The 20,414-nt window shown below is 73.5% G+C and carries 19 protein-coding genes; 10 read left to right on the top strand and 9 right to left on the bottom strand.

Annotated elements, in window-relative coordinates; translation table 11 throughout:
- Positions 1-29: 29 nt before the first annotated feature.
- Both CWOE_RS15715 and CWOE_RS15710 read left to right on the top strand, forming a co-directional pair.
- The gene (locus tag CWOE_RS15715) at positions 30-740 is read left to right on the top strand and encodes a GAF and ANTAR domain-containing protein (RefSeq protein WP_041730550.1); all 711 of its coding nucleotides are present in this window, start codon (positions 30-32) and stop codon (positions 738-740) included.
- Positions 741-813: 73 nt separating this feature from the next.
- Positions 814-1,560: a GAF and ANTAR domain-containing protein gene (locus CWOE_RS15710; RefSeq protein WP_012934616.1), complete on the top strand. Its 747-nt coding sequence runs from the start codon at positions 814-816 to the stop codon at positions 1,558-1,560.
- Here CWOE_RS15710 and CWOE_RS15705 read toward each other — a convergent pair whose 3' ends face one another.
- The 3 genes from CWOE_RS15705 to CWOE_RS15695 form a co-directional block, all read right to left on the bottom strand.
- Positions 1,561-2,103: an RNA polymerase sigma factor gene (locus CWOE_RS15705; RefSeq protein WP_012934615.1), complete on the bottom strand. Its 543-nt coding sequence runs from the start codon at positions 2,101-2,103 to the stop codon at positions 1,561-1,563. It lies immediately after the preceding gene.
- Positions 2,100-2,390, bottom strand: coding sequence for an STAS domain-containing protein (locus CWOE_RS15700; protein WP_160165525.1), 291 nt, complete (start codon positions 2,388-2,390; stop codon positions 2,100-2,102). The genes CWOE_RS15705 and CWOE_RS15700 overlap by 4 nt, the downstream gene beginning before the upstream one ends.
- Before the next feature lie 147 nt (positions 2,391-2,537).
- Complete coding sequence (locus CWOE_RS15695; protein ID WP_012934613.1) at positions 2,538-3,815, bottom strand: sensor domain-containing phosphodiesterase; 1,278 nt, start codon at positions 3,813-3,815, stop codon at positions 2,538-2,540.
- Positions 3,816-4,124: 309 nt separating this feature from the next.
- On the opposite strand from CWOE_RS15695, the gene CWOE_RS32080 reads away from it, so the two are divergent.
- Genes CWOE_RS32080 through CWOE_RS15675 form a run of 4 tightly spaced genes read left to right on the top strand, consistent with a single transcriptional unit; the run spans position 4,125 to position 8,500 of the window.
- The gene (locus CWOE_RS32080; RefSeq protein ID WP_012934612.1) at positions 4,125-5,363 is read left to right on the top strand and encodes an ice-binding family protein; all 1,239 of its coding nucleotides are present in this window, start codon (positions 4,125-4,127) and stop codon (positions 5,361-5,363) included.
- Positions 5,363-6,079, top strand: a complete 717-nt coding sequence (locus CWOE_RS15685) for a L,D-transpeptidase (RefSeq protein ID WP_012934611.1) — start codon at positions 5,363-5,365, stop codon at positions 6,077-6,079. The genes CWOE_RS32080 and CWOE_RS15685 overlap by 1 nt, the downstream gene beginning before the upstream one ends.
- A gap of 7 nt (positions 6,080-6,086) precedes the next feature.
- Positions 6,087-6,473, top strand: a complete 387-nt coding sequence (locus CWOE_RS15680) for a response regulator (RefSeq protein WP_012934610.1) — start codon at positions 6,087-6,089, stop codon at positions 6,471-6,473.
- Positions 6,470-8,500 (top strand): diguanylate cyclase, encoded by a 2,031-nt coding sequence (locus tag CWOE_RS15675; RefSeq protein ID WP_012934609.1) that lies wholly within the window; start codon positions 6,470-6,472, stop codon positions 8,498-8,500. The genes CWOE_RS15680 and CWOE_RS15675 overlap by 4 nt, the downstream gene beginning before the upstream one ends.
- 22 nt (positions 8,501-8,522) lie before the next feature.
- Here CWOE_RS15675 and CWOE_RS30780 read toward each other — a convergent pair whose 3' ends face one another.
- From CWOE_RS30780 to CWOE_RS15650, 5 genes are read right to left on the bottom strand one after another with little or no spacing between them, the layout of a single operon-like run.
- On the bottom strand, positions 8,523-9,692 hold the full coding sequence (locus CWOE_RS30780; protein WP_012934608.1) for a CheR family methyltransferase: 1,170 nt from the start codon (positions 9,690-9,692) through the stop codon (positions 8,523-8,525).
- Positions 9,689-10,747, bottom strand: coding sequence for a chemotaxis protein CheB (locus CWOE_RS15665; RefSeq protein WP_012934607.1), 1,059 nt, complete (start codon positions 10,745-10,747; stop codon positions 9,689-9,691). Before CWOE_RS15665 ends, CWOE_RS30780 begins: the two co-directional genes overlap by 4 nt.
- The gene (locus CWOE_RS15660) at positions 10,744-12,693 is read right to left on the bottom strand and encodes a hybrid sensor histidine kinase/response regulator (protein WP_012934606.1); all 1,950 of its coding nucleotides are present in this window, start codon (positions 12,691-12,693) and stop codon (positions 10,744-10,746) included. Before CWOE_RS15660 ends, CWOE_RS15665 begins: the two co-directional genes overlap by 4 nt.
- On the bottom strand, positions 12,693-13,091 hold the full coding sequence (locus tag CWOE_RS30775) for a chemotaxis protein CheW (RefSeq protein ID WP_012934605.1): 399 nt from the start codon (positions 13,089-13,091) through the stop codon (positions 12,693-12,695). The genes CWOE_RS15660 and CWOE_RS30775 overlap by 1 nt, the downstream gene beginning before the upstream one ends.
- Entirely contained in the window at positions 13,088-14,521 is a 1,434-nt protein-coding gene (locus CWOE_RS15650; protein ID WP_012934604.1) for a methyl-accepting chemotaxis protein, read from the bottom strand. Before CWOE_RS15650 ends, CWOE_RS30775 begins: the two co-directional genes overlap by 4 nt.
- A gap of 75 nt (positions 14,522-14,596) precedes the next feature.
- Between CWOE_RS15650 and CWOE_RS30770 the strand changes: the two genes are divergently transcribed.
- The 4 genes from CWOE_RS30770 (at position 14,597) to CWOE_RS15625 (ending at position 19,727) form a co-directional block, all read left to right on the top strand.
- Positions 14,597-15,826: a GGDEF domain-containing protein gene (locus tag CWOE_RS30770; RefSeq protein WP_148261033.1), complete on the top strand. Its 1,230-nt coding sequence runs from the start codon at positions 14,597-14,599 to the stop codon at positions 15,824-15,826.
- A 133-nt stretch (positions 15,827-15,959) separates the two neighbouring features.
- Positions 15,960-18,179, top strand: coding sequence for an ice-binding family protein (locus tag CWOE_RS30765; protein ID WP_012934602.1), 2,220 nt, complete (start codon positions 15,960-15,962; stop codon positions 18,177-18,179).
- Between the two features lie 32 nt (positions 18,180-18,211).
- Entirely contained in the window at positions 18,212-18,739 is a 528-nt protein-coding gene (locus CWOE_RS15630) for a hypothetical protein (protein WP_041732627.1), read from the top strand.
- 43 nt (positions 18,740-18,782) lie between these two features.
- Positions 18,783-19,727, top strand: a complete 945-nt coding sequence (locus CWOE_RS15625; RefSeq protein WP_012934600.1) for a COG1361 family protein — start codon at positions 18,783-18,785, stop codon at positions 19,725-19,727.
- A 4-nt stretch (positions 19,728-19,731) separates the two neighbouring features.
- Here the strand turns inward: CWOE_RS15625 and CWOE_RS15620 are convergent, their stop codons facing one another.
- The gene (locus tag CWOE_RS15620; protein WP_012934599.1) at positions 19,732-20,319 is read right to left on the bottom strand and encodes a TetR/AcrR family transcriptional regulator; all 588 of its coding nucleotides are present in this window, start codon (positions 20,317-20,319) and stop codon (positions 19,732-19,734) included.
- Positions 20,320-20,414: the final 95 nt, after the last annotated feature.

Raw genomic sequence — 20,414 nt, 5'->3', positions numbered from 1 at the left:
CCGGAGCCTGCAGGGGTAGTGTTGCGGGCGTGCCGACCGGTCGACTGAGCGCCGTGCTGCGGGCGATGGCGGAGGCCGGGGCCGACGACGCGGCCTCGCCCGTCGACCGGATCTGCGCGGCGGCGGTCGCGCTGCTCTCGCTCAGCGGAGCCGGGCTCTCGCTGATGGTCGACGGCCAGCTGCGTGGGACGGCGGGCGTGTCCGACCCCGGGATCGCGGCAGTGCAGGAGCTGCAGCTGATGCTCGGCGAGGGTCCGTGCGTCGACGCGTGGGAGAGCAGCGCGCCTGTCATGGAGCCGGAGCTGGCCGACCCGGTTCCGGTGCGCTGGCCGGCGTTCGGCCCAGCCGGAGTGACAGCAGGGATCCGGGCGGTCTTCGCGCTGCCGCTGCACGTCGGGGCGATCCGCGTCGGCGTGCTCGTGCTCTACCGCGATCGCGCGGGAGCGTTGACCGCCGACGAGCTGGTCGACGGCCTGGTGCTCGCCGACGTCGCCGTCCACACCGTCCTCGGCCTCCAGGCGGGAGCCCCGGCCGACGGACTCCACGAGCTGCTGGCGAAGGCGCCGCCGCACTGGGCGGAGGTCCATCAGGCGACGGGGATGGTCTCCGCACAGCTGGACGTCTCCCTCGACGAGGCGTTCGTGCGTCTGCGCGGTCACGCGTTCGCGGAGGGGCTGGACCTGCGGGTGGTCGCCCGCGAGGTCGTCGAGCGCCGGCTGCGACTGGAGGGCCCGGCGTGACGCGCGGGCGTGGACGTCGTCGCTTGATACTGTCGCCGTCGGTGGCAGGGGCCAACGGGACAGGGACCGGGGCATGACACGAGAGCAGCGGATCGTGGAGACGTTCGTCGAGCTGGCCGACACGATGGTCGACGATTTCGACGTGCTGGAGTTCCTGCACCGGCTGACCGAACGCTGCGTGGAGCTGCTCGACTGCGCCGAGGCCGGACTGCTGCTGGCGGATGCCGCGGGAACGCTGCGGGTGATGGCGTCCTCGAGCGAGCGCTCGGAGGCGCTGGAGCTGCTGGAGACCCAGAACGACGAGGGTCCCTGCTTCGAGTGCTACCAGCACGGCCGGGCGATGTTCAGCGAGGACCTCCGCGCCGCGGCCGATCGCTGGCCGCGGTTCGCGCCGGCCGCCGTCGAGAAGGGGTTCCGCTCCGTGCAGGCGGTCCCGATGCGGGTGCGCGGCGAGACGATCGGGGCGCTGAACCTGTTCCGTGCCGACGCCGGGCGGCTGACCGAGCGCGACGTCCCGCTCGGCCAGGGAATGGCCGACGTCGCCGCGATCGCGCTGCTGCAGGAGCGCGCGGTGCGCGAGGCGCGCGGGGTCGTCGAGCAGCTGCAGGGCGCGCTCCGGAGCCGGGTGATGATCGAGCAGGCGAAGGGCGTGTTGGCCGAACGCGCCCAGGTCGGCGTGGACGTAGCGTTCGCGCGGCTGCGCGCTCACGCGCGGACGCACAACCTTCGGCTCAGCGCCGTCGCGCGCGACGTGATCGACGGGCGTCTCGACGCCTCGCTCACCGTCGCCGAGCCGGGCTCGTCGACGTCCGAGCGCTGATCAGCGCGATCGCTGCGGCGGGCGCAGGGCGCGCAGCGCAGCCTTGATCGACGTTGCCGCGGCGTCGTCGCTCAAGCCGACGCGACGAGCCGCCTGACGGCGCGTGTGTCCGCCGAACAGGATCAGGACGAGCAGGTCACGCTGCTCGCGGGGCAGCAGCGCGAACGTCGCTCGGGCCGCCCGCGCCGAACCGGTGTCGGCGTCGGCACGCCCGCCCGCTGGGCGCGCGTGCCGCTCGAACGGCACGCGCGCCCGGACGCAGCGGACGTAGACCTCTCCGGCCAACGCGGCGAGAAGGTTCTCCCGCGCAGGCTCGACGTCGTCGGGACCAAACGCCAGGGAGACGAAGGCTCCGGCGACGGCGTCGTCGGCGATCCGCGCGTCCTCGGCGACGAACAGCGCGAGCCGGCGGAGGACGCTCGCGTGCCGGTCGAAGGCCGTTCCGACGGCCCGCACGCGCCGAGCGGCGTCGGCGACGGACTGCGCGACGCGCTCAGAGCTGGCGGTGGATGTGCCCCGCCGGTTGAGGCTGAGGAGACTCATGGCCGAACCGCCACGATTCGGTCGAACCCGACGAGGTCGAGCAGCCGGCGGCACGCGGGCCGCGGAGAGCTGATCGTCAGCGAGCCGCCGCCGGCCGCCACTCGCCCTGCGGCACTGGCGATCGCGTGCAGGCCATTGGCATCGATGAACCGCAGTTCTCCGAAGTCGAGCACCAGCTCGTCGGCACGCGGAGAAAGCCGGGCGATGCAGGTGTCGAGGGCCGTCACGCCCGCCAGGTCCAGCTCGCCTGCGAGCGTCACGACGTGCCCGCCCGTCCCGAGCCGCACGTCTGCAGAGAAGAGGTGGTACCCGTGATCGGCTCTCATGCCGCTCCCAAAGCTCAGAGTCCGTTGACCAGCAACGCCACCGGGGTCTGGAGCGACGAGTGAGCGGGTCGACCGCTCACAAGTTCCACATTACTCTACTTTCTTCTACTAAGCGAGCACCATCGCGTCACTGGCGCGCGGACGCGACAGGCGCGCGATGCGGAGCATCAGTGCCTGCGCGCACTCGACGATCAGGTCGCGGTCGTAGCTCACGATGAAGTCGAACTCCTGCTCGGCGGCGCCGTCGCGGGGACGCTCCTTGGCGACCACCATCGACGCGGAGTGGGCGCTGACGACGATGACGTTCCACGTGCCGCTGACCGGGTCGCCCTCGTGGATGTTGACGCCCTTGACGCCGGGGAACGGCTCGGGCGGCACGCCGACCGCGAGCACCGCGGCGAACGCGAGCTCTCTCGCCAGGTCCGCGTAGACCTCGTTCATCTGCGTCATCCAGCGGTCGACGCCGGGGAAGCTGCTGATCAGCAGCGACGAGCGGCGATTGCGGACCGCCTGGCGCTCGAGCTCGCGGCTGATCGACGCGAGCAGTCCGATCGTCCCGTGGCGAATCCTGCAGCGCGAGCTGGCCAGCTCGAACGGCGTGCGCCAGGTGTACGGCAGCGCGGTGGTGTGGATCGGCACCGGGACCTCCGTGCTCTGGGTGCGCTTCGGCACGGACGTCGGCCGGCCGAACAGGTACCCCTGGCCGAGCGTCGCGCCCAGCGCGCGGGCGTACTGCGCCTGTTCCTCGGTCTCGATGCCCTCGGCGAGGACGGTCGCGCCGGTGCGTTCGGCCTGGGCGCCGACGGCGCCCGCGATCGCGGCGATCTCGGGCGTCGGCTGTGTCTGCACGAGCCGCAGGTCGAGCTTGATCACGTCCGGGCGCAGCAACGGCATCAGCGCGAGCGAGCGGGTGTCGGCGCCGATGTCGTCGAGCGCGATCCCCCACCCCCGCTCGCGTGCCGAGCGAACGGCCGGGAGCAGCTCCGCCAGCCGGCTGGTGAGCGTGCGCTCAGTGAGCTCGATGATGCCGCGCACGCCGCGCCCGACATGCGGCAGCGATCCGAAGCAGGCGGAGTCCGGCTCGACGTTGACGAACAACGTCAGCGGCGATTGGATCGCGTGCGCCTCGGCGCTCGCCAGCGCCGTGACCTGGCAGAGCGAGTCGAGCGCAGCGAGGCGATCGTCCGCGCGCGCGGCGGCGAACAACCGGTCGGGCTGCTCGAGATCGCTCCCCTCCGGGCCGCGCGACAGCGCCTCGAACCCGAACAGACGGCCTGTCTCGAGGTCCACGATCGGCTGAAAGGCCGTGCGCACCTGGCCGAGCCGCAGCAGCTCGTCCAACCCGCCGGCCACCGTCGCCTGCGCCTCCCACCCACCGATCTCCATTGGTGAAGCTTAGCTCACTATGTGTCGATTTCCGGTGGATCGTGTGCGATTTGGACACTTGGCGCACGCCCCGCCACGCCGGACGCCGCTAATCGCCCGTCTGGGCGTGAGTTCTGCGTCGCAAACTGGACGAACGTTGCTATCTCATCCGCCGTGCAACGCAGATCGCACTTGCGTGCGCCAATTGAGACAATTATTTAGAGCATTCAGCAAACGCATGTTACGTTGACGGACGCGTTTGGTGAGTCTCCTTGCTCTTCTCGCTCCCTCGGCGCCAACTTCGTGAGAGGAGCAGAGAGGCGGTCGGCCATGGCCACCGCACCACGCACCACCTGCGACCCCTTCGCAGGCATCTCGCTGTCGGCACGTCGCGTCGCCGGAGCGTTCGCCGTCGCGCTGCTGGTTGTGCTGACGTCGCTCACGAGCGCCGCGCTCGCCGCCCAGCCGCCGGTCGGTCTCGGAACGGCTGACAGCTTCGCGGTCCTCTCCGGCTCGACGGTGACCAATATCGGCCCGTCGACGATCAACGGCAACCTCGGCGTCAGTCCGGGAACCGCGGTGATCGGCTTCCCGCCTGGGACCGTCAACGGGACGATCCACGCGGCCGACGCGGTCGCGGGCCAGGCGCAGTCCGATCTCACGACAGCCTACGACGACGCCGCCGGGCGCACGCCGCCCGCGGCCGTGCCCGCCGACCTCACCGGCCACACGCTCACGCCCGGCGTCTACAGGTCCGCCTCGGCGCTCGCGTTGACCGGCCAGCTCACGCTCGACGCGCAGGGCGACCCCAGCGCCGTGTTCGTCTTCCAGGCCGGCTCGACGCTGATCACCGGATCGGGCAGCCACGTGAGCCTCGTCAACGGCGCGCAGCCGTGCAACGTCTTCTGGCAGGTCGGCAGCTCCGCGACGCTCGGCACGACATCCGTCTTCGCCGGGAACATCCTGGCGCTGACGTCGATCACGCTGACCGACGGCGTCACGCTGCACGGGCGTGCGCTCGCCCGTAACGGCGCGGTGACGTTGATCAACGACACGATCACCGCAGCGCGCTGCGCGACCGGCGGAGGCACTCCCGGCGGAGGCACTCCCGGAGGAGGCGGCGGTGGCTCCGGCGGTGGCGGCACCGGCGGAGGCGGCGGCACACAGGGCGGCGGACCGGGCGGCGGCAACGGCACCAACGCCGCTCCGAACGGGAGAGGCGCCCTCACCACCACCCCGAGCAGAGTCGCCAGATACGGCACGACCCGCTGCGTTCAACGCACCTTCCGCGCCCTCGTGACCGGCCGCTCGATCCGGCGCGTCGTGTTCACGGTCGACAGACTGGTCGTCACGACCGCGAGACGCGCCCCATTCGCCGCGATGATCGAGCCGGGCGACGGCATCTCGACGCTGAAGGCACGCGTCACGTTCAACGACGGCACACCCGCCGTGACGCGCAGGATGCGCATGCGCGCATGCGCCGCGGCCCGACGTCCCGTTGCCGCCCCCCAGCGGCCGTCGACCCCTCCGTCGCGGCCGCCGCGCACCCCCGGCGGATTCACCGGCTGATGCTCCGCGGCGTCGCGACCCTCGTCTGCCTGCCGGCGCTGGTCGCCGGCGCTGCAGCGGCGCAGGCGACCGCCGCCGCGCGGGTCGCGCCCCGCCAGCTGGTCGCCGCCCTGCCGACGGCGCACGACGCGCGGGACCGCCCGACCGCCGACGGCCGGCTGGTCGCGCGCGTCGGCTCCAGACGACCGATCACCCGGGTGCGCACGGCGCTGCCGGTGATCGGTCAGACCAGCGACCGGCGCGGCCGCGGCTGGTTGCGCGTGCGACTCCCCGGGCGCACGTTGGCGCTGACACCGCCGCGGTCGGGCTGGATCCGCGCCGCGCACGTGCGGCTCTCGACCACCGCGTGGCACATCGTCGTCGACGTGGGCGCGCGGCGCGTGACCGTCTACGGCGGCGGGCGACGACTGCGCACGTTCAGTGCGATCGTCGGCAAGCGCTCGACCCCCACCCCTCGCGGCGCCTACTTCGTCGAGGAGAACGTGCGCCTGCCGGGCGACGCCGCCGGCGCCCCGTTCGCGCTCGCGACCAGCGCCCGCTCGAACGTCCTGCAGGAGTTCGCCGGCGGGCCGGGTCAGATCGCCCTCCACGGACTCGACAACGTCGGCGGACAGCTCGGAACGGCTGTCTCGCACGGCTGCATCCGCCTGGCCACGAGCGCCGTGACTTGGCTCGCGACACGCATGACGCCCGGCGTCCCGATCACGATCGCCTGAGGAGTGAATCACTCTGCTGACTGAACGCAGGATCCTGATCATCGACGACTCCGACGTGATGCGCGAGATGGCGATCATCGCGCTCGAAGGCGCTGGCTGGGAGGCGACGAGTGTCGGGTCCGGCGCCGAGGCCGTCTCGGCAGCCACCGCCCGGCAGCCCGATGCCGTCCTGCTCGACGTCGAGATGCCGGAGATGGACGGACCGGCGACGCTCGCGGCGCTGCGCCGCGATGACGCGACGACGCACATCCCCGTCGTCTTCCTGACCGGGCACGACGAGCCTGCGGTGCTCGAAGGCCTCGTCGCACTCGGCGCCGCCGCGACGCTGCCCAAGCCCTTCTCCGTCGCCCTGCTCGCAGGCGAGATCTCCGATGCGCTGGGCTGGACCAGATGAGCGGCCCGCCGCCGCTCGAGCCGCTGCTCGCGGAGGCGTGGGCGCGCCATCGCGCGACGATCTTCGAACAGGTCGCAGTCGTCGAGCGCGCGGTCCTCTCCTCGATCCGCGGCGTCGACGACGCCCCACTGCGAGCGCAGGGCGCCGCAGAAGCGCACAAGCTGGCGGGATCGGTCGGGACGTTCGGCTTCGGCTCCGCGACCGGGAACGCTCACGAGCTGGAGCGGCTGCTGACGGTGTCGCCGCCGCTCACCTCCACGGCCGCATGGCACGCGGCGGAGCTGGTGGCGGAGCTGCGCGAGACCCTGCAGGGGTCGCCGGCGGTCGCTGAGGCGGAGCCGCCCGAGCCGCCGCCGCTGGTGGGCGCGCCGTCGCTGATCCTCGTGATCGACGACGATCGCGTGATCGCCGACCGGCTCGCCGCCGAGGCCGTCGCCCGCGGGCTCCGCGCGCGCACCGCGTCATCGCCGGCAGGTGGGCGCGCGCTCGCCCTGCTGGAGCGTCCCGACCTCGTCCTGCTGGACCTCACGTTCGCCGACGGCACCGCGGACGCGTACGAGCTGCTCGCCGAGCTGGCCGCCGAGCCCGACCCGGTGCCGGTGCTCGTCCTGACAGTGCGGGACACGTTCGTCGACCGCGTCGAGGTCGCGCGGCGCGGCGGCCGCGGCTTCGCGGCGAAGTCGCTCCCGATCCAGCAGGTCCTCGACCACGCGGTGCAGCTGATCGAGCGGACGCGCAGCGAGGTCGTCACGCTGCTCGCGATCGACGATGACCGTCTCGTGCTCGACACCATCTCGACGCTGCTCGCTCCGCATGGCATCGAGGTCGTCGCGGTCGACGATCCGCTGTGCGTCTGGGAGGAGCTCGAACGATCGCGGCCCGACATCGTGATGCTCGATGTCGACATGCCGGGCACGACCGGCCTCGACCTCTGCGGCGTGCTGCGCAACGACCACCGCTGGGCGACGGTGCCGATCCTGTTCCTGACCGGGCACAGCGACGCTGCGACCATCCATCGCGTCTTCGCCGCCGGCGCCGATGACTACCTGACGAAGCCGATCGTCCCCGCCGAGCTGCTGGCGCGGATCCGCAACCGGCTCGAACGTTTCGCGCTGCACCGGATGCTGGCCGAGACCGACGCGCTGACGGGCGTCGCGAACCGCAGCAGCTCGACGCAGAAGCTCGAGCGGCTCGTGCAGCTCGCCCACCGCTTCGGCGAGGCGCTGACGCTCGCGATCATCGACCTCGACGAGTTCAAGGCGGTCAACGATCGCTACGGCCACGCGCTCGGCGACGCCGTCCTGCAGCGGATGGGAGACGTGCTGCGACAGGCCTTCCGCGGCGAGGACGTGATCGGCCGCTGGGGCGGCGAGGAGTTCGTCGTCGGGATGTACGGCATGACGCGCGAGGACGCGCAGCAGCGGCTGCTCGACCTGCTCGCCGAGTTCACCTCGGTGCCGTTCGCGGCGGACGACGGCGAACCGTTCACGGTCTCCTTCAGCGCCGGCGTCGCGCAGCGCGGCGTCGACGGCGAGAGCATCACCGCGCTGCACCGCGCCGCCGACGCCGCGCTCTACCGCGCGAAGGAAGCCGGCCGCTCGCGCGTCCTTCCGGCTGGCGCTGCCGCGTCCGCCGCCGCCCGCGCACCGGACATCGTGCTGCTGGAGGCCGACGAGCCGCTCGGCGAGATCCTGCTGAACGCGTTCGCGGCACGTGGGCACCAGACACGCTGGATCCGGCATGACGACGAAGCCCTCGACGTGCTCGCCGGAGGTTCCCCGGAGCTGCACCCGCGGGTCGTCGTGCTCGATCTCGATCCGGCGGCGCGAGAGGGCGCTGCGGTGCTCCAGCGGCTTGGGACAGACGGTGTGCTGTCGTCTTCGCGGGTGGTCGTCCTGGACTCCGGTCCAGCACCGCACGCAGGCGACGCGGCGGACGGGCTCTTCGCGCGCATCGCGAAACCGGTCAGCGTCCCGTTCCTGATGCACGAGCTGACGCGTGCGCTGACGACCGGCACCGACGCGTGAACGGCGCGGGCGCGGCTGCGGGTCAAACGCGTGCGAGTGCCGTCAGCCGCGCGCGCGAGGCGGCGACGACGTCGGCCGCACCGACGCGGTTGTAGAGGCGCGCCTCCGGGCTCGCCGCCTGCTCCGCGAGGGCAAGCGCCTGCCCGTATGCGCGCCGGGCTGCCGCCTCATCGCCGAGCGCCTCGTGGCCGCGCCCGAGCTGCAGCGCGGCGACGGCCAAGCCGGGAGCGAGGTAGAGCGCGCGCCGCAGCGCCTGCACGCCGCTCGCTGCGTCGCCGTCGCTGAGCAGCCGCAGGCCGGACTCAAAGGCCGCTTGCGCCGCCGCCTCGACCGGGTCGGGTGTGCCGTCGATGCGGGGGCTCGGCTGGGGGCCGGCCGGCGTCCGCGGGCCAGGTCCCGCCCGCGGGCCGGGTGGCGCCGGCGGGGTCGGTGGGCTGGCTGGCGGGGGCGCGCTCCCGAGCCGGTCGGCGGTGCCGAGCAGCAACTGGCCTCCGGGCGCGAGCGCGGCCTGAAATCCGGCGGTCACGCGCGCGACGGTGGGAGCGTCGAAGTAGATCAGGACGTTGCGGCAGACGATCACGTCGAATGGCTGCTCGCCCTCCGGCGGCGAAGGCTCGGTGACGAGGTTGTGCGGCATGAAGCGGACGAGCGCGCGCAGCCGATCGCCGACGCGCAGGCCGCCGCGGTCGGCGACGCACCAGCGGGAGCGTCGCCCGGCGTCGAGCAGCCGCACGGCGCGGGGGCCGTAGACGGCGCGCTGGGCGGCGCCGAGCGCCGTCGGCGAGATGTCGCTGCCGAGGACGCCGACGGGAGGATGCTCCGAGTGCAGCGCCTCCGCCGCCAGCAGCGCGAGCGAGTAGGGCTCCTCGCCCGTCGAGCAGCCGGCGCTCCAGACGCGCACCGCGCGCCTGCCGGCGGACGTCGCGCGGGTTGCCGCCGCCGCCCAGTCGATCTCCTCCAGCTCGTCCTCGTGACGCAGGAAGAACGTCTCGTTGACGGTGACCTCGTCGACGAGCCGGGCGAGCCGGCGCGCCTGCCGCGCGGTGTCGCCGTCGTGCAGCAGCTCCGTCGCCGCCAGCCGCGGGTCGACGCGGCGCAGCGCCGCGCCGAGAGAGGTCAGCTGCACGTCGCTCAGCACGATGCCGCTGGCACCTTGCACCATCCCGGCGAGCACGCGCAGGTCGTCGCTCATCGCGGCGCCCCTGCCGACAGGAGCGCGAGCACGGGACCGATGCGGTTCAGCTCGAGCGGCGTCGCGCCGCCCTCCGCCGCAGCCGCCGGCATCCCCGACAGGAGCGCGCGGTCCGCCCGTTCGGCGATCGCTGCGCCGCCGGCCTCGCAGACGGCGGAGACGCCGGCCGCTCCGTCGCGCCCCATCCCGGTCAGCACGACCGCGACCGCTCCGCGACGGGCGCTGCGCGCCAACGAGAGCAGCAGCATGTCGGCGGACGGGCGATGGGCGCTGCCATCGGCCCGCGCGTCGAGCTGCAGGCGCCCGTCGGCGCCGACCCGCAGATGGGCGCCGTCGGGCGCGACCGCCACGCCGCGGCCCGCCGGCTCGCCGTCGCGTGCCAGGCGAACCGGTGGCGGGACCGTGGCGTCGAGCCAGTCGACCAGGCCGGCGGTGAACCCGCGCGACATGTGCTGGACGACGAGCACGGGAAGCGAGTAGTCCGCCGGCAGCGCTCCGAGCACTTCGGCCAGCGCCGACGGGCCGCCGGCAGAGGCGGCCACCCCTACGACCGTCGCAACGCCGGCCTTCGGGACGCCGCCCCCGGGAGGGCGCCGTGGCGCAGCGCTGCGGGGGCTTGCGGGCGCGGCGACGGGCGTCGGCGCGGCGCTCGGTCCCGCCTGCCGCGCAAGGCGACGGCGCAACTGGATCGCCTGCGGGCCGCTGCGACGGTCCAGCCGCAGTTGGCTCTTCGCGACGGCGTCGAGCGCCCCGGCGGCGATCGCCGCGGCGAGCGTGCCGCCGCCGCTCTCGGCCTGCGTGCTGAGCACCACGATCGGCACCGGCCGGGTCGCCATGATCCGCCGGATCGCCTCGACGCCGTCGATCCCCGGCAGCTCGAGGTCGAGCGTCACGAGGTCGGGGCGCGAGCGGGGCAGCTCGGCGATCAGCTCCTCCGCGGAGTGCGCGACCGCGACGACGCGCAGCGTCTGGTCGGCTTCGAGGAAGCTGCGGAGCGCCTCCGTATAGCTGCGCGAGTCATCGCAGATCGCGATGCGGATCGGATCGCCGCTCATCGCTGGCCGACGAGCCGGCCGACGGTGTCCAGCAGCGCCTGCTGGTCGAACTGCGACTTGACGACCCATGCGTCGGCGCCGGCGTCGGCGCCGCGCGCGAGCGCCTGCTCGTCGTCGCGGGAGGTGACGATCACGACCGGCAGCGTCGCGTGGCCGGGCTGCGCCCGGATCGCCTCCAGCAGCGCCAGCCCCCCCATCCCAGGCATCTCGACGTCGCTGACGACGCATTCGACGTCGGCCTCGCGCTCGAGCGTCGCGAGCGCGGCGAAGCCGTCCTCCGCGGTGCAGACGCGGTAGCCCGCGGCCTCCAGGATCGTTCGCTCGAGCTCGCGCACGGTCAACTGGTCGTCGACGACGAGCACCTTCGGCGGCGGTCGCTCCGGGGCCGCCACGGTGCGCGGCGGAGCTGCGGCGGCTTCGCCGGCGCGCACGAGATGGGCAGGGTCGAGCAGCAGCGCGATCCCGCCGTCGGGGAGGATCGTCGCGCCGAGGTAGCCGCGGATCGGCGCGAGGAGCGGTCCGAGGCTCTTGACGACGGACTCGCGGTCTCCGAGCAGGCGATCGCAGGCGATCGCGATGCGCTGGCCGCCGCTGGCGACGACCACGACGGGAGCGGTGTGCGCGAGCGCCGGTGCCGTGCTCCCGAGGGCGTCGGCGAGGTCGACCAGCGGCACGGTCGTGCCGTCCAGCTCGAGCGACCGGCACCCGTGCAGCGCGTGGGTGCGCTCGCCGCGGACCGCTTGCTCGACGCTCGTCAGCGGCAGCCCGAACGGCTGGCCGCCGCGCTCCACGAGCAGGAGCGTGACGACCGCGAGCGTCAGCGGCAGCAGCAGCGTCATGGCCGTCCCGGCACCCGGCTCGCTGGTCGCCTCGAGCTCCCCGCCGATGCGCTCGACGTGGTGCTTGACAGCGTCGAGGCCGACCCCGCGACCGGCCAGATCGGAGACCTCGGCCTGGGTCGAGAAGCCCGGTTGCGCCAGCAGGTCGATCAGGGAGCCGTGCTTGCGGGAGCGCTCCAGCAGCTCGCGCGTCACGCCGCGGCCGTCGTCTGCGCAGGTGACGGCGACGCGGTCGCCGCGCTGCTCGGCTCGGATCCGGATCGTCCCGGTGCGAGGCTTGCCGAGCGTCTCGCGCTCCTCCGGCGGCTCGATCCCGTGCGAGACGGCGTTGCGCAGCAGGTGGACGAGCAGGTCGCCGATCCCGTCGAGGATCGAGCGGTCCAACGGCGTCTCGGTTCCCTCCAGCACCAACCGCACCTCGCGACGGGCCTCGCTCGCGATGTCCCGGACCGCCCGCGGCAGGCCGCCGACGATCGTCTCCAACGGCAGCATGCGCAGGCCGAGGACCGCATCCTGCAGCTCGCCGACGAGCGTCTCGCCACGCTCCAGTTCCTGGTGGACCGACTCGTCCGCGGTGCGCGTGCCGACGAGGTGCTCGAGCCGGCGGCCGTGCAGCGCCGTCTCGCCGACCGCGTCGAGCAGTTGGTCGACGTTTTCCGCTCGCACCCGCAGCATGCGCTGAGGGCGCCCGACGGGCGGCTCGTCGCCAGGCACGGTGGGAGGTGCGGTGGGACGTGCGACGGGCGGCCCGTCGCTCGCGGCCGCTGCGCGCAGCGCGACCGATGCAGGCTCGATCGTGGCGAGGTCACCCGCGACGGCTGCGCGGATCGCGTCGACGCCGCCGAGCAGCGCCGGCACCACGCGCGGCGGCAGCACGCCTCGGTCGCGTGCGGGCGCGAGGATCTCCTCCATGATCCCGGCCAGCCCGCCGAGCTCCACGTGCCCCAGGATGCTGGCGCTGCCCTTGATCGAGTGCGCGTCGCGAAACAGGTCGGCCACGGAGTGCCCGTCCCCGGCACCGGTCTCGGCAGCCAGCAGGACGGTGCTCATCCGGTCGACGCGCTCCAGCGCCTCGTCGCGGAAGATCTCCAGCAGGCGCTCGTCCATCACGCCACCGTGGCGGTGACGGCGTCGAGCAGCGCCGGCACGTTGAGCAGGCCGATCAGGTGGTCGTCGTGCAAGACGGCGCCGAGCGTCAACGCGCCGCCGGGGCGATCGGGCGTGGGCAGCTCCTCGACCTCCTCGGCGGCGTCGACGGCGAGCCCGGCGCGCCGTGCGCCGTCCTCCACGACGACGATCCTCCGCCGGGCCGCGGCGGGCGCGCGAAGCAGGCCGTCGAGGCGGATGACTGGCAGCAGCTCGCCGTGCAGATGCCGGATGCCGGCAACGTGCGGACCGGCGCCGGGGACCGCGACGACGTCGCCCAGCTCGGCGACCTCGCGCACGCGCTCGACCGGCACGCCGTAGCGCTCGCGCCCGAGCAGGACGCGCACGCAGGCGGTCACGACGGCACGACGGGCGCCACCGGCACGACCCGGGGCGCTGCGCGCGGCGCGACGCCGTTGCGCTCGAGCAGCGTCCCGAGCGTGCCGACGAGCCGCTCGACGCGCTCGGTCGTCTCCAGCCGCGCGTCCTGCTCCGCGGCGAGCTGCTCGACGGCGCCGCGGATCCCGCCGAGCGCCATCGCCAGCTGCTCGGTCGCGGCGCGCTGCTGCTCGGACGCGCGCAGGCTCTCGTCCACGTCGACGCTCGAGCTGTGCATCAGCTCGGTGATCTCCTCCGCTTGGTGCGTGCCACGCTCGGTCGCAAGGATGGTCGCGTTGGTCCCGTCCTGGACGCGCGCGATGATCTCGCGGATCGACTCCGTCGAGCGGCCCGAGCGTTCGGCCAGCTTGCGGATCTCGCCCGCCACGACCGCGAAGCCGCGGCCGGCTTCGCCGGCGCGAGCGGCCTCGATCGCCGCGTTCAGCGCCAACAGGTCGGTGCGTTCGGCGATCTCGTTGAGCAGCGTCAGGATCTCGCCGATCTCCTGGCTCGAGCGGCCCAGCTCCAACGAGCGGTCGGCGATCGTTCCGACCTGCCCGCGCAGGTCGTCCATCGTCGCCGTCGTCTGCTGCGTCGCGCTCGCCATCGCCTGCGAACCGGACGCCATCGAGCCGGCGGTCGTGCTCAGCTCGTCGGCTGTGACCGCGACCTCCGCCACCGCCGCCGACTGCTCCGCGAGCGCGGCTGCGGACTCCTGCGCGGCGCCGCGCATGTCGAGCGTCGCCTGCGTGAGCGTGTCGGCGCTGGAGCGCATGCCGTCGAGCAGCCGGCGTATCAAGCGCACGACGAAGGCCAGCAGCAGCGCCGTCACGAGCGCCACGGCGATCGCCCCGCCGATCGCGACCGCGCGGGCTTCGCGCGCGTCGCTGTGAGCGCTATCGTCGAGCTCCGGCAGCTCCGCCGCGACGCGTGCCGCGAGGCCCTCGAGCGACGTCTTGATCGCCGTCGTCGCAGCAAGGAACTGCTGCGTGTCGATCGGCGCGGCCACGTCGCCGCGGGCTTGGCTCTGGAAGGCCTCGGCTCTGCGGTTCAGCTCGCCCAGCTGGGTCAACGTCGCGGCGTTCGTGGCGGCGGCGGCTGCGTCGTCGGCGACGAGGCGCTCGAGGGCCCGCATGCGTGCGACGTCGGCGTCGAATGCCTGCACAAGCTGCGCGACGTCAGCGCGGTCGGCCGGCCGACTGCTTGCGACGGCCTGCAGCGTCGACTCCGTCCGGTCGAGCAGGTTCTGCCGCATGTTGCCGAGCACCACCAGCTCGCGCGCGTGGTCGACGACGCGATGGTAGCTGTCGGCGGCGGCGTCGAAGCGCTGCACCGTCACGCCGACGCTGACCGCGAGCAGCACGACGATGACCAAGCCGCTGAGCGTGATCAGGCGCGCTGGGCGCCGCATCAGGCGGCTCATCGGCGCCGCTGCGCGTCCGGGCGATCGGTGCGAAACCCGTGCGGGTGAGCGCTGCTTGTTGCGGTGGCCATTGCCGACCGCCTCTCTGCCCCTCCGACTGAAACGTCGTCCCGGACAGCGAGAAGAGCACGAAGCCAACCGGGGACAATAATTTACCAGGTTAAAGCGCAATATCCGAGACGCGCTACGCTCAAGAGGCTGCGGCGACTCGCCGCACCACAACTTCCCCCCAAGCGAACGGGAGCGGATGACAGCGCGCGTGCCGGCACTTCCCCCTCGCCGGCATGCAATTGGCCGTCATCCGCTCCTTCGCAGGTGCTTCACGGAAGGAGTGACTCCATGGACGACGCCCACCCTGGCGGTCGACGCGCTGATGTCGACCAGTCGGCGGCAGACCTGGATCAGCAGCAGGCGGACGCCGACCAAGCGGCGTCGCGGGCCGATCAGATGGAGGCCGACGCCGATCAGGCGCTCGCCGACCGAGATCAGCGCGCTTCGGACCGGGACCAGGCCGCGGCCGACTGGGAGCGTTCGCGTGCGCCCGACGGGACGTTGGCCGAGATCGCGCACGAGGCGTCACGGCTCGAGCGCCTCGCGGCCAACCGCGAGCGCGATTCGATCGCGGCAGTCCGCCTGCGGACGACCGCACAGCGTGGCGCGACGGCGGACCGGCGGGACGAGGCGGCCCACGAGCGCGATCTCGCCGCCACCGCCCGCGACCGTGCCGCCCAGTCTGGCCAGCAGCAGGCCGGCAGCGACCGCGTCGCCGCAGCCAGCGACCGCGCGGCCGCGGCGACCGACCGTGAGGCAGCCGCCGTCGACCGCCGCTCGGGCAGCCTGGACGACCTCACCGGCGTCCTCCGACGAGCCGCGGGCGAGCTGGCGATCGCGCACGAGATCGACCGCTCGCGCCGGACCGGACGACCCATGATCCTCGCGATCGTCGACGTCGACGCGCTCGGGCTCGTCAACGAACGCCAGGGACACGCCGCCGGCGACGCGCTCCTGCACGACGTCGCGCGGGCGATCACCTCGACGTTGCGCTCCTACGACGTCACCGCGCGCTGCGGCGGCGGGTTCGTGTGTGCGCTCTCCGACGTGACGCGCGCGACCGCCTCGGCCCACGCGGCGGAAATCCAACGCGCCCTCAGGACGCGCCGTCCCGAGGCCTCCGTCAGCGTCGGTCTCGCGGAGCTCGCCGACGACGACACGCTCAGCACGCTCTCGACTCGCGCTGCGGTCGCCCTTCGGCGTACCAAGCCGCCCGCGCTGCCGGCCCATCGGACCGCCTGACCGCGCCACTAGACCGGAAACATGTCCAGAAGGTGCGATTCGGTCAACGTCCACGCCGCGACCCGCCGTTGCACCGCGTGACAGCACGTCAACCGCCGGGCTCGGACAGCCCCCGTCTGGAGGGTGCTCTTTCATGTCCGGTCCTCGATCGTCACGCCGCGCGAAGGTCCTCGTCCTCGGAGCGCTCGCCGGCGGCCTGCTGGCCAGCGGCTTCGGGCCGGTCGTCGCGTCCGCCGTCGCCGCCTCGACGCCGATGGTCGACCTCGGTCAGGCATCGACCTACGCGGTCTTGAGCGGCGCCTCGGTCGGCAACACCGTCAACGCCGTCGGCGCTCCGCACACGACGCTGCGCGGCGACCTCGGCGTGAAGGCGGACGCGCAGCCGACCGGCTTCCCTCCCGGCGTCGTCACGGGCACGACCCGCGTCGGCAACGCGGCTGCCGCCCAGGCCCACGCCGATCTCGTCGCGGCCTATGACGACGTCGCCAGACGGACGGGCGGCACCGCGCTCGCGGGCGACCTCGCCGGCCTGACGCTCGCGCCCGGCCTGCACTCCACAGCGGCCGCCGTGGCGAACACCGGAACGGTGAGACTCGACGCCGGCGGCGACCCCGACGCCGTCTTCGTCTTCAAGGTCGGCGGGGCGCTCACGATGGCGGCCAGAGCCCAGGTCACGCTGACCGGCGGGGCGAGGGCGTCACGCATCTTCTGGCAGGTCAACGGCGCCGCCGGGATCGGCGCGAACGCCAAGTTCGCCGGAACGGCGATGGCGCTCGACGCGCTCGCGATCGGCGCCGGCACGGAGGTCAACGGCCGCGCACTGGCGCTCACCGGCGCGGTCTCGCTCGACGCCAACGAGTTCTACAGCGGCCCGCCCGTCGTCACGATCGCCGGTGGGGCCAGCGCGACCACGACCGACACCACACCGACGATCAGCGGGACGACCGACGTCGTCGCACCGAGACTCGTCACCGTGACGATCGCGGGGCAGGCACTCACCGCCGTTCCGTCCGACGGCGCGTGGTCGGTGACCTCGGCGATCCTGGCGAACGGCACCTACCCGGTCACCGCCTCGGTCAGAGACGGGGCCGGGAACCCGGGGACCGCGACCCAGCAGCTCACCGTCGACACCGTGCTGCCCGTCGTGACCATCGACGGCGGCGCGTCCACGACGACGAACGATCCGACTCCGACGATCGCCGGCGCAAGCGACGCCGCGCCCGGCACGGTCGTCCACGTGACCGCCGACACGCAGACCCTGAGCACGCTCGTGCAGCCGGGAGGAACGTGGAACGTGACCCCGGCCGCGCTGACCGACGGCACCCGTACCGTCACCGCCGCCGTCACCGACCTCGCCGGCAACGAGGGCACCGACAGCCAGGCGCTGACCGTCGACACGACCGCACCCGCGGCGACGATCGACGGTGGAGCGACTGCGCTGACCGACGACGCGACACCGGACATCTCCGGTACCGCGGACGTGGCGCCCGGCACGGCCGTGACCGTGACGCTCGCCGACCAGACGCTGACCGGGCTGGTCCAGGCCGGAGGGACCTGGTCGCTGACCGCGGCCGCGCTCTCCAACGGTCCCCACCGCGTCGTCATGGCGGTCTCCGACGCGGCCGGGAACCCGGCCGGCTTCACCCAGACCCTGACGGTCGACACGGTGTCGCCGTTCGTCGCGATCACCGGCGGCGCGACGGCGACGACGAACGACGTCGATCCGACGATCGCGGGGACCTCCGGTGCTGCGCCCGGCACGGTCGTCACGGTGTCGATCGCGGGCCAGACGATGACGACGCTCGTGCAGGCCAACGGCGCGTGGAACGCGACCGCGGCCTTCGTCGGCGCGGGCACGTGGCCGATCCTCGCCTCGGCTCCGGATCCGGCCGGCAACGTCGGGAGCGCCAGGCAGGCGCTCACGATCGCCGTCGACCCGCCTGTGGGCTCGGGCGGGAACGGTTCGACCGGCTCGCCCGGCGGGACCGGCTCGCCCGGCGGGACTGGCACGCCCGGCGGGACTGGCACGCCCGGCGGGACCGGCACGCCGAGAGCAGCCCCCTTCCTGACCGTCTCGCTGTCAGCGGCCAGCTTCAAGTCCATCCGTGGCAGGCGCGTGCAGGTGCCGTTCGTCTTGAGCGGGCCCGCCAAGGTGACGCTCACCGTGCTGCGCAGCAGAAGCGTCGTCGCCAAGCTGAGCACCACGCGGCGCGACGCCGGTCGCGGCCGGCTCACCTGGAACGGCAAGGTCAGGGCCAAGCCCGCTCGCAGGGGGACCTACAAGCTCAACGTGCAAGCCATTTCGCCGGCCGGACTCGTCGCGCGCGACGCGGCCACGGTGCGGATCAGCTGACGATGCACCACAACGACGTGTGAAAGATGATCATGAGACCTCGTTGCACACTCATCTCTGCCGCCGTCACCGGGGCGCTGCTGCTCGGGATCGCGACCCCCGCCTTGGCGGCGCCCACCTCGGCCACCGTCACGGTCACCGGCGGCTCGCTGTCGATCACCGTCCCGACCGCCGCCGGCAACCTCGGCACGAGGGCCAACACGGTCTCCGGCGGGGTGATCAGCGGACCGCTGGGGTCGGTGCAGGTCAACGACGCGCGCAGCGCCGCCGCGGGCTCGGGCTGGGTCGCCAGCGTCATCTCCACCGCCTTCACGCCGCCGGCCGGCCCGACGATAGGCGCGGCAGCGGTCGGCTACACCGCCGGCACGATCACGAAGGTCGGCACCGCGACGTTCACGGCGAACGATCCGCCCGACCTCACCGGAGTGGTTCCCGCGGTCACGGCGACTGGGATCACGGGCGACAACTCGGCGACGTGGAACCCGACGATCAACGTCACCGTCGGCGGAGGGAAGGCGGCCGGGGTCTATTCCGCGACGATCACCCACTCAGTCCTGTAAGCGCGAAGGCAAGCTCGCACGGGCGGCGCTGGCGCTCGCCGTCGTGGTCACGTCGCTCGCCGGCGGGGCCGTGACGGCGTCCGCCGCCGCGCCTCCCCGCGCCGGCGGCGGCAGCATCGGCCTGCGGCTGCTCGACGTTCCCGCGATCGTGCGCGACGACCCCCGCGCACGGCTGTACGTTGTCGACCACCTCGCACCGGGAGCGGTCGTCCAGCGGCGGATGCTTGTGTCCAACACGACGCGTTCGGCCGTGCGCGTCGGCGGCTACGCGGCTGCCGCGAGCATCGCGAGGGGCTCGTTCTCCGGGGCGGTGGGCCGGACCCGCAACGAGCTGTCGACGTGGACGTCGGTCCGGCCGTCCTCGACCGAGATCGCCGCCGGAGCGCGTGCGGTCGCGACTGTGACGATCTCCGTCCCGCGCGACGCCGCCCCGGGAGAGCGGTATGCGGTCATATGGGCCGAAGCGCGCACGACGGCCAGCAGACACGGCGGCATCACGGAGGTCAGCCGCGTCGGCATCCGCATGTACGTCTCCGTCGGTCCCGGCGGACCCCCGGCCGCCGACTTCGCGATCGACTCGTTGACCGCGGAACGGTCGGACGACGGCCGACCGCAGATCGTCGCGCGTGTCCGCAACACCGGCGGCCGAGCCCTCGACATGAACGGGACGCTCCGCCTCCGCGCCGGCCCCGGCGGGCTGAGCGCCGGTCCGTTCGCCGCCGACCTCGGCACCACGCTCGCGATCGCCGACAGCGAGCCCGTCGTGATCACCTTGGACAGACAGCTGCCCGACGGGCCGTGGGCCGCGCAGGTCGTCCTCCGCAGCGGGCTGCTGGAGCGCCGAGCGCACGCCACCGTCACATTCCCCGGCACCAAGGGATCCTCGCCGCCCTATCTCGCGGTCGCCCTGGCGGTCGGCCTGTTGGCGCTGCTCGCGCTCGCCCTGCGTGCAAGGTCGCGTCACCGGCGCCGGCTGAGCCGGGTGTGACCGCTCAGGCGAGCAGGCGCTCCCACAGCGCGAGCAGCGCCTCGGTGGCGTGGCGTCGCGCGCCGCGCCGGGGGCGGCCGCTGCCGAACGTGTCGAGCAGGTAGGCGCGGTGGGTGGCCATCAGCAGGCGCGCGGTCTCGGCCGGGTCGGGCGGCGGGTGCGGCGCGTCGGCGACGAGCCGGGCGAGCAGCTGCCGCGGACCGACGAGCGCGCTGTCGAGATGCTGCGCGACCGCCGCGTCGTGGCGGGCGGCGTCGTCGATCGCTTGCAGCAGCGGGCCGTGGGCGGCATAGGTCTCGACGAGCCCTTCGACGATCGCGCGCACCAGCTCGGCGGGCGGGGCGTCGCCGATCGCGGTGATGCGGTCGATCAGCGGCGCGTCGGCGTCGGGCAGCAGGTCGGCGGCCATCTGCGGCAGGTCGGGGTAGTGGCGCCAGAAGACCGTGCGCGCGAGACCCGCCTCGCGCATCACGGCACCGACCGAGAGGTCGGCGAACGGGCGCGTCAGCAGGAGGGCGCGCGCCGCTTCGAGGATGCGCCGGCGCGCCTCGTCCTCCGGGACGCGCGCCGCGCGGGGAGACGTTTGTGACATCGCGTCGCAACTCTGCCACACTTGGGCTTGCGACACGCCGTCACAAGCCGCCGTCGCAGACCGCCGTCACAGACCCGAAGCGAGGTGCCCGATGC

Source organism: Conexibacter woesei DSM 14684, from assembly GCF_000025265.1.
Lineage (GTDB): Bacteria > Actinomycetota > Thermoleophilia > Solirubrobacterales > Solirubrobacteraceae > Conexibacter > Conexibacter woesei.
Note: the sequence above shows the minus strand (reverse complement) of the source record. Positions and strands in the feature narration are given on the sequence as shown.

What these genes read in the sequence shown, in the direction of transcription:
- CWOE_RS15710 (WP_012934616.1), top strand. Translation starts at nt 814, where the DNA reads ATGACACGAGAGCAGCGGATCGTGGAGACGTTCGTCGAGCTGGCCGAC.
- CWOE_RS15705 (WP_012934615.1), bottom strand. Translation starts at nt 2,103, where the DNA reads ATGAGTCTCCTCAGCCTCAACCGGCGGGGCACATCCACCGCCAGCTCT.
- CWOE_RS15695 (WP_012934613.1), bottom strand. Translation starts at nt 3,815, where the DNA reads ATGGAGATCGGTGGGTGGGAGGCGCAGGCGACGGTGGCCGGCGGGTTG.
- CWOE_RS32080 (WP_012934612.1), top strand. Translation starts at nt 4,125, where the DNA reads ATGGCCACCGCACCACGCACCACCTGCGACCCCTTCGCAGGCATCTCG.
- CWOE_RS15685 (WP_012934611.1), top strand. Translation starts at nt 5,363, where the DNA reads ATGCTCCGCGGCGTCGCGACCCTCGTCTGCCTGCCGGCGCTGGTCGCC.
- CWOE_RS15675 (WP_012934609.1), top strand. Translation starts at nt 6,470, where the DNA reads ATGAGCGGCCCGCCGCCGCTCGAGCCGCTGCTCGCGGAGGCGTGGGCG.
- CWOE_RS30780 (WP_012934608.1), bottom strand. Translation starts at nt 9,692, where the DNA reads ATGAGCGACGACCTGCGCGTGCTCGCCGGGATGGTGCAAGGTGCCAGC.
- CWOE_RS15665 (WP_012934607.1), bottom strand. Translation starts at nt 10,747, where the DNA reads ATGAGCGGCGATCCGATCCGCATCGCGATCTGCGATGACTCGCGCAGC.
- CWOE_RS15660 (WP_012934606.1), bottom strand. Translation starts at nt 12,693, where the DNA reads ATGGACGAGCGCCTGCTGGAGATCTTCCGCGACGAGGCGCTGGAGCGC.
- CWOE_RS15650 (WP_012934604.1), bottom strand. Translation starts at nt 14,521, where the DNA reads ATGCGGCGCCCAGCGCGCCTGATCACGCTCAGCGGCTTGGTCATCGTC.
- CWOE_RS30765 (WP_012934602.1), top strand. Translation starts at nt 15,960, where the DNA reads ATGTCCGGTCCTCGATCGTCACGCCGCGCGAAGGTCCTCGTCCTCGGA.
- CWOE_RS15630 (WP_041732627.1), top strand. Translation starts at nt 18,212, where the DNA reads ATGAGACCTCGTTGCACACTCATCTCTGCCGCCGTCACCGGGGCGCTG.
- CWOE_RS15620 (WP_012934599.1), bottom strand. Translation starts at nt 20,319, where the DNA reads ATGTCACAAACGTCTCCCCGCGCGGCGCGCGTCCCGGAGGACGAGGCG.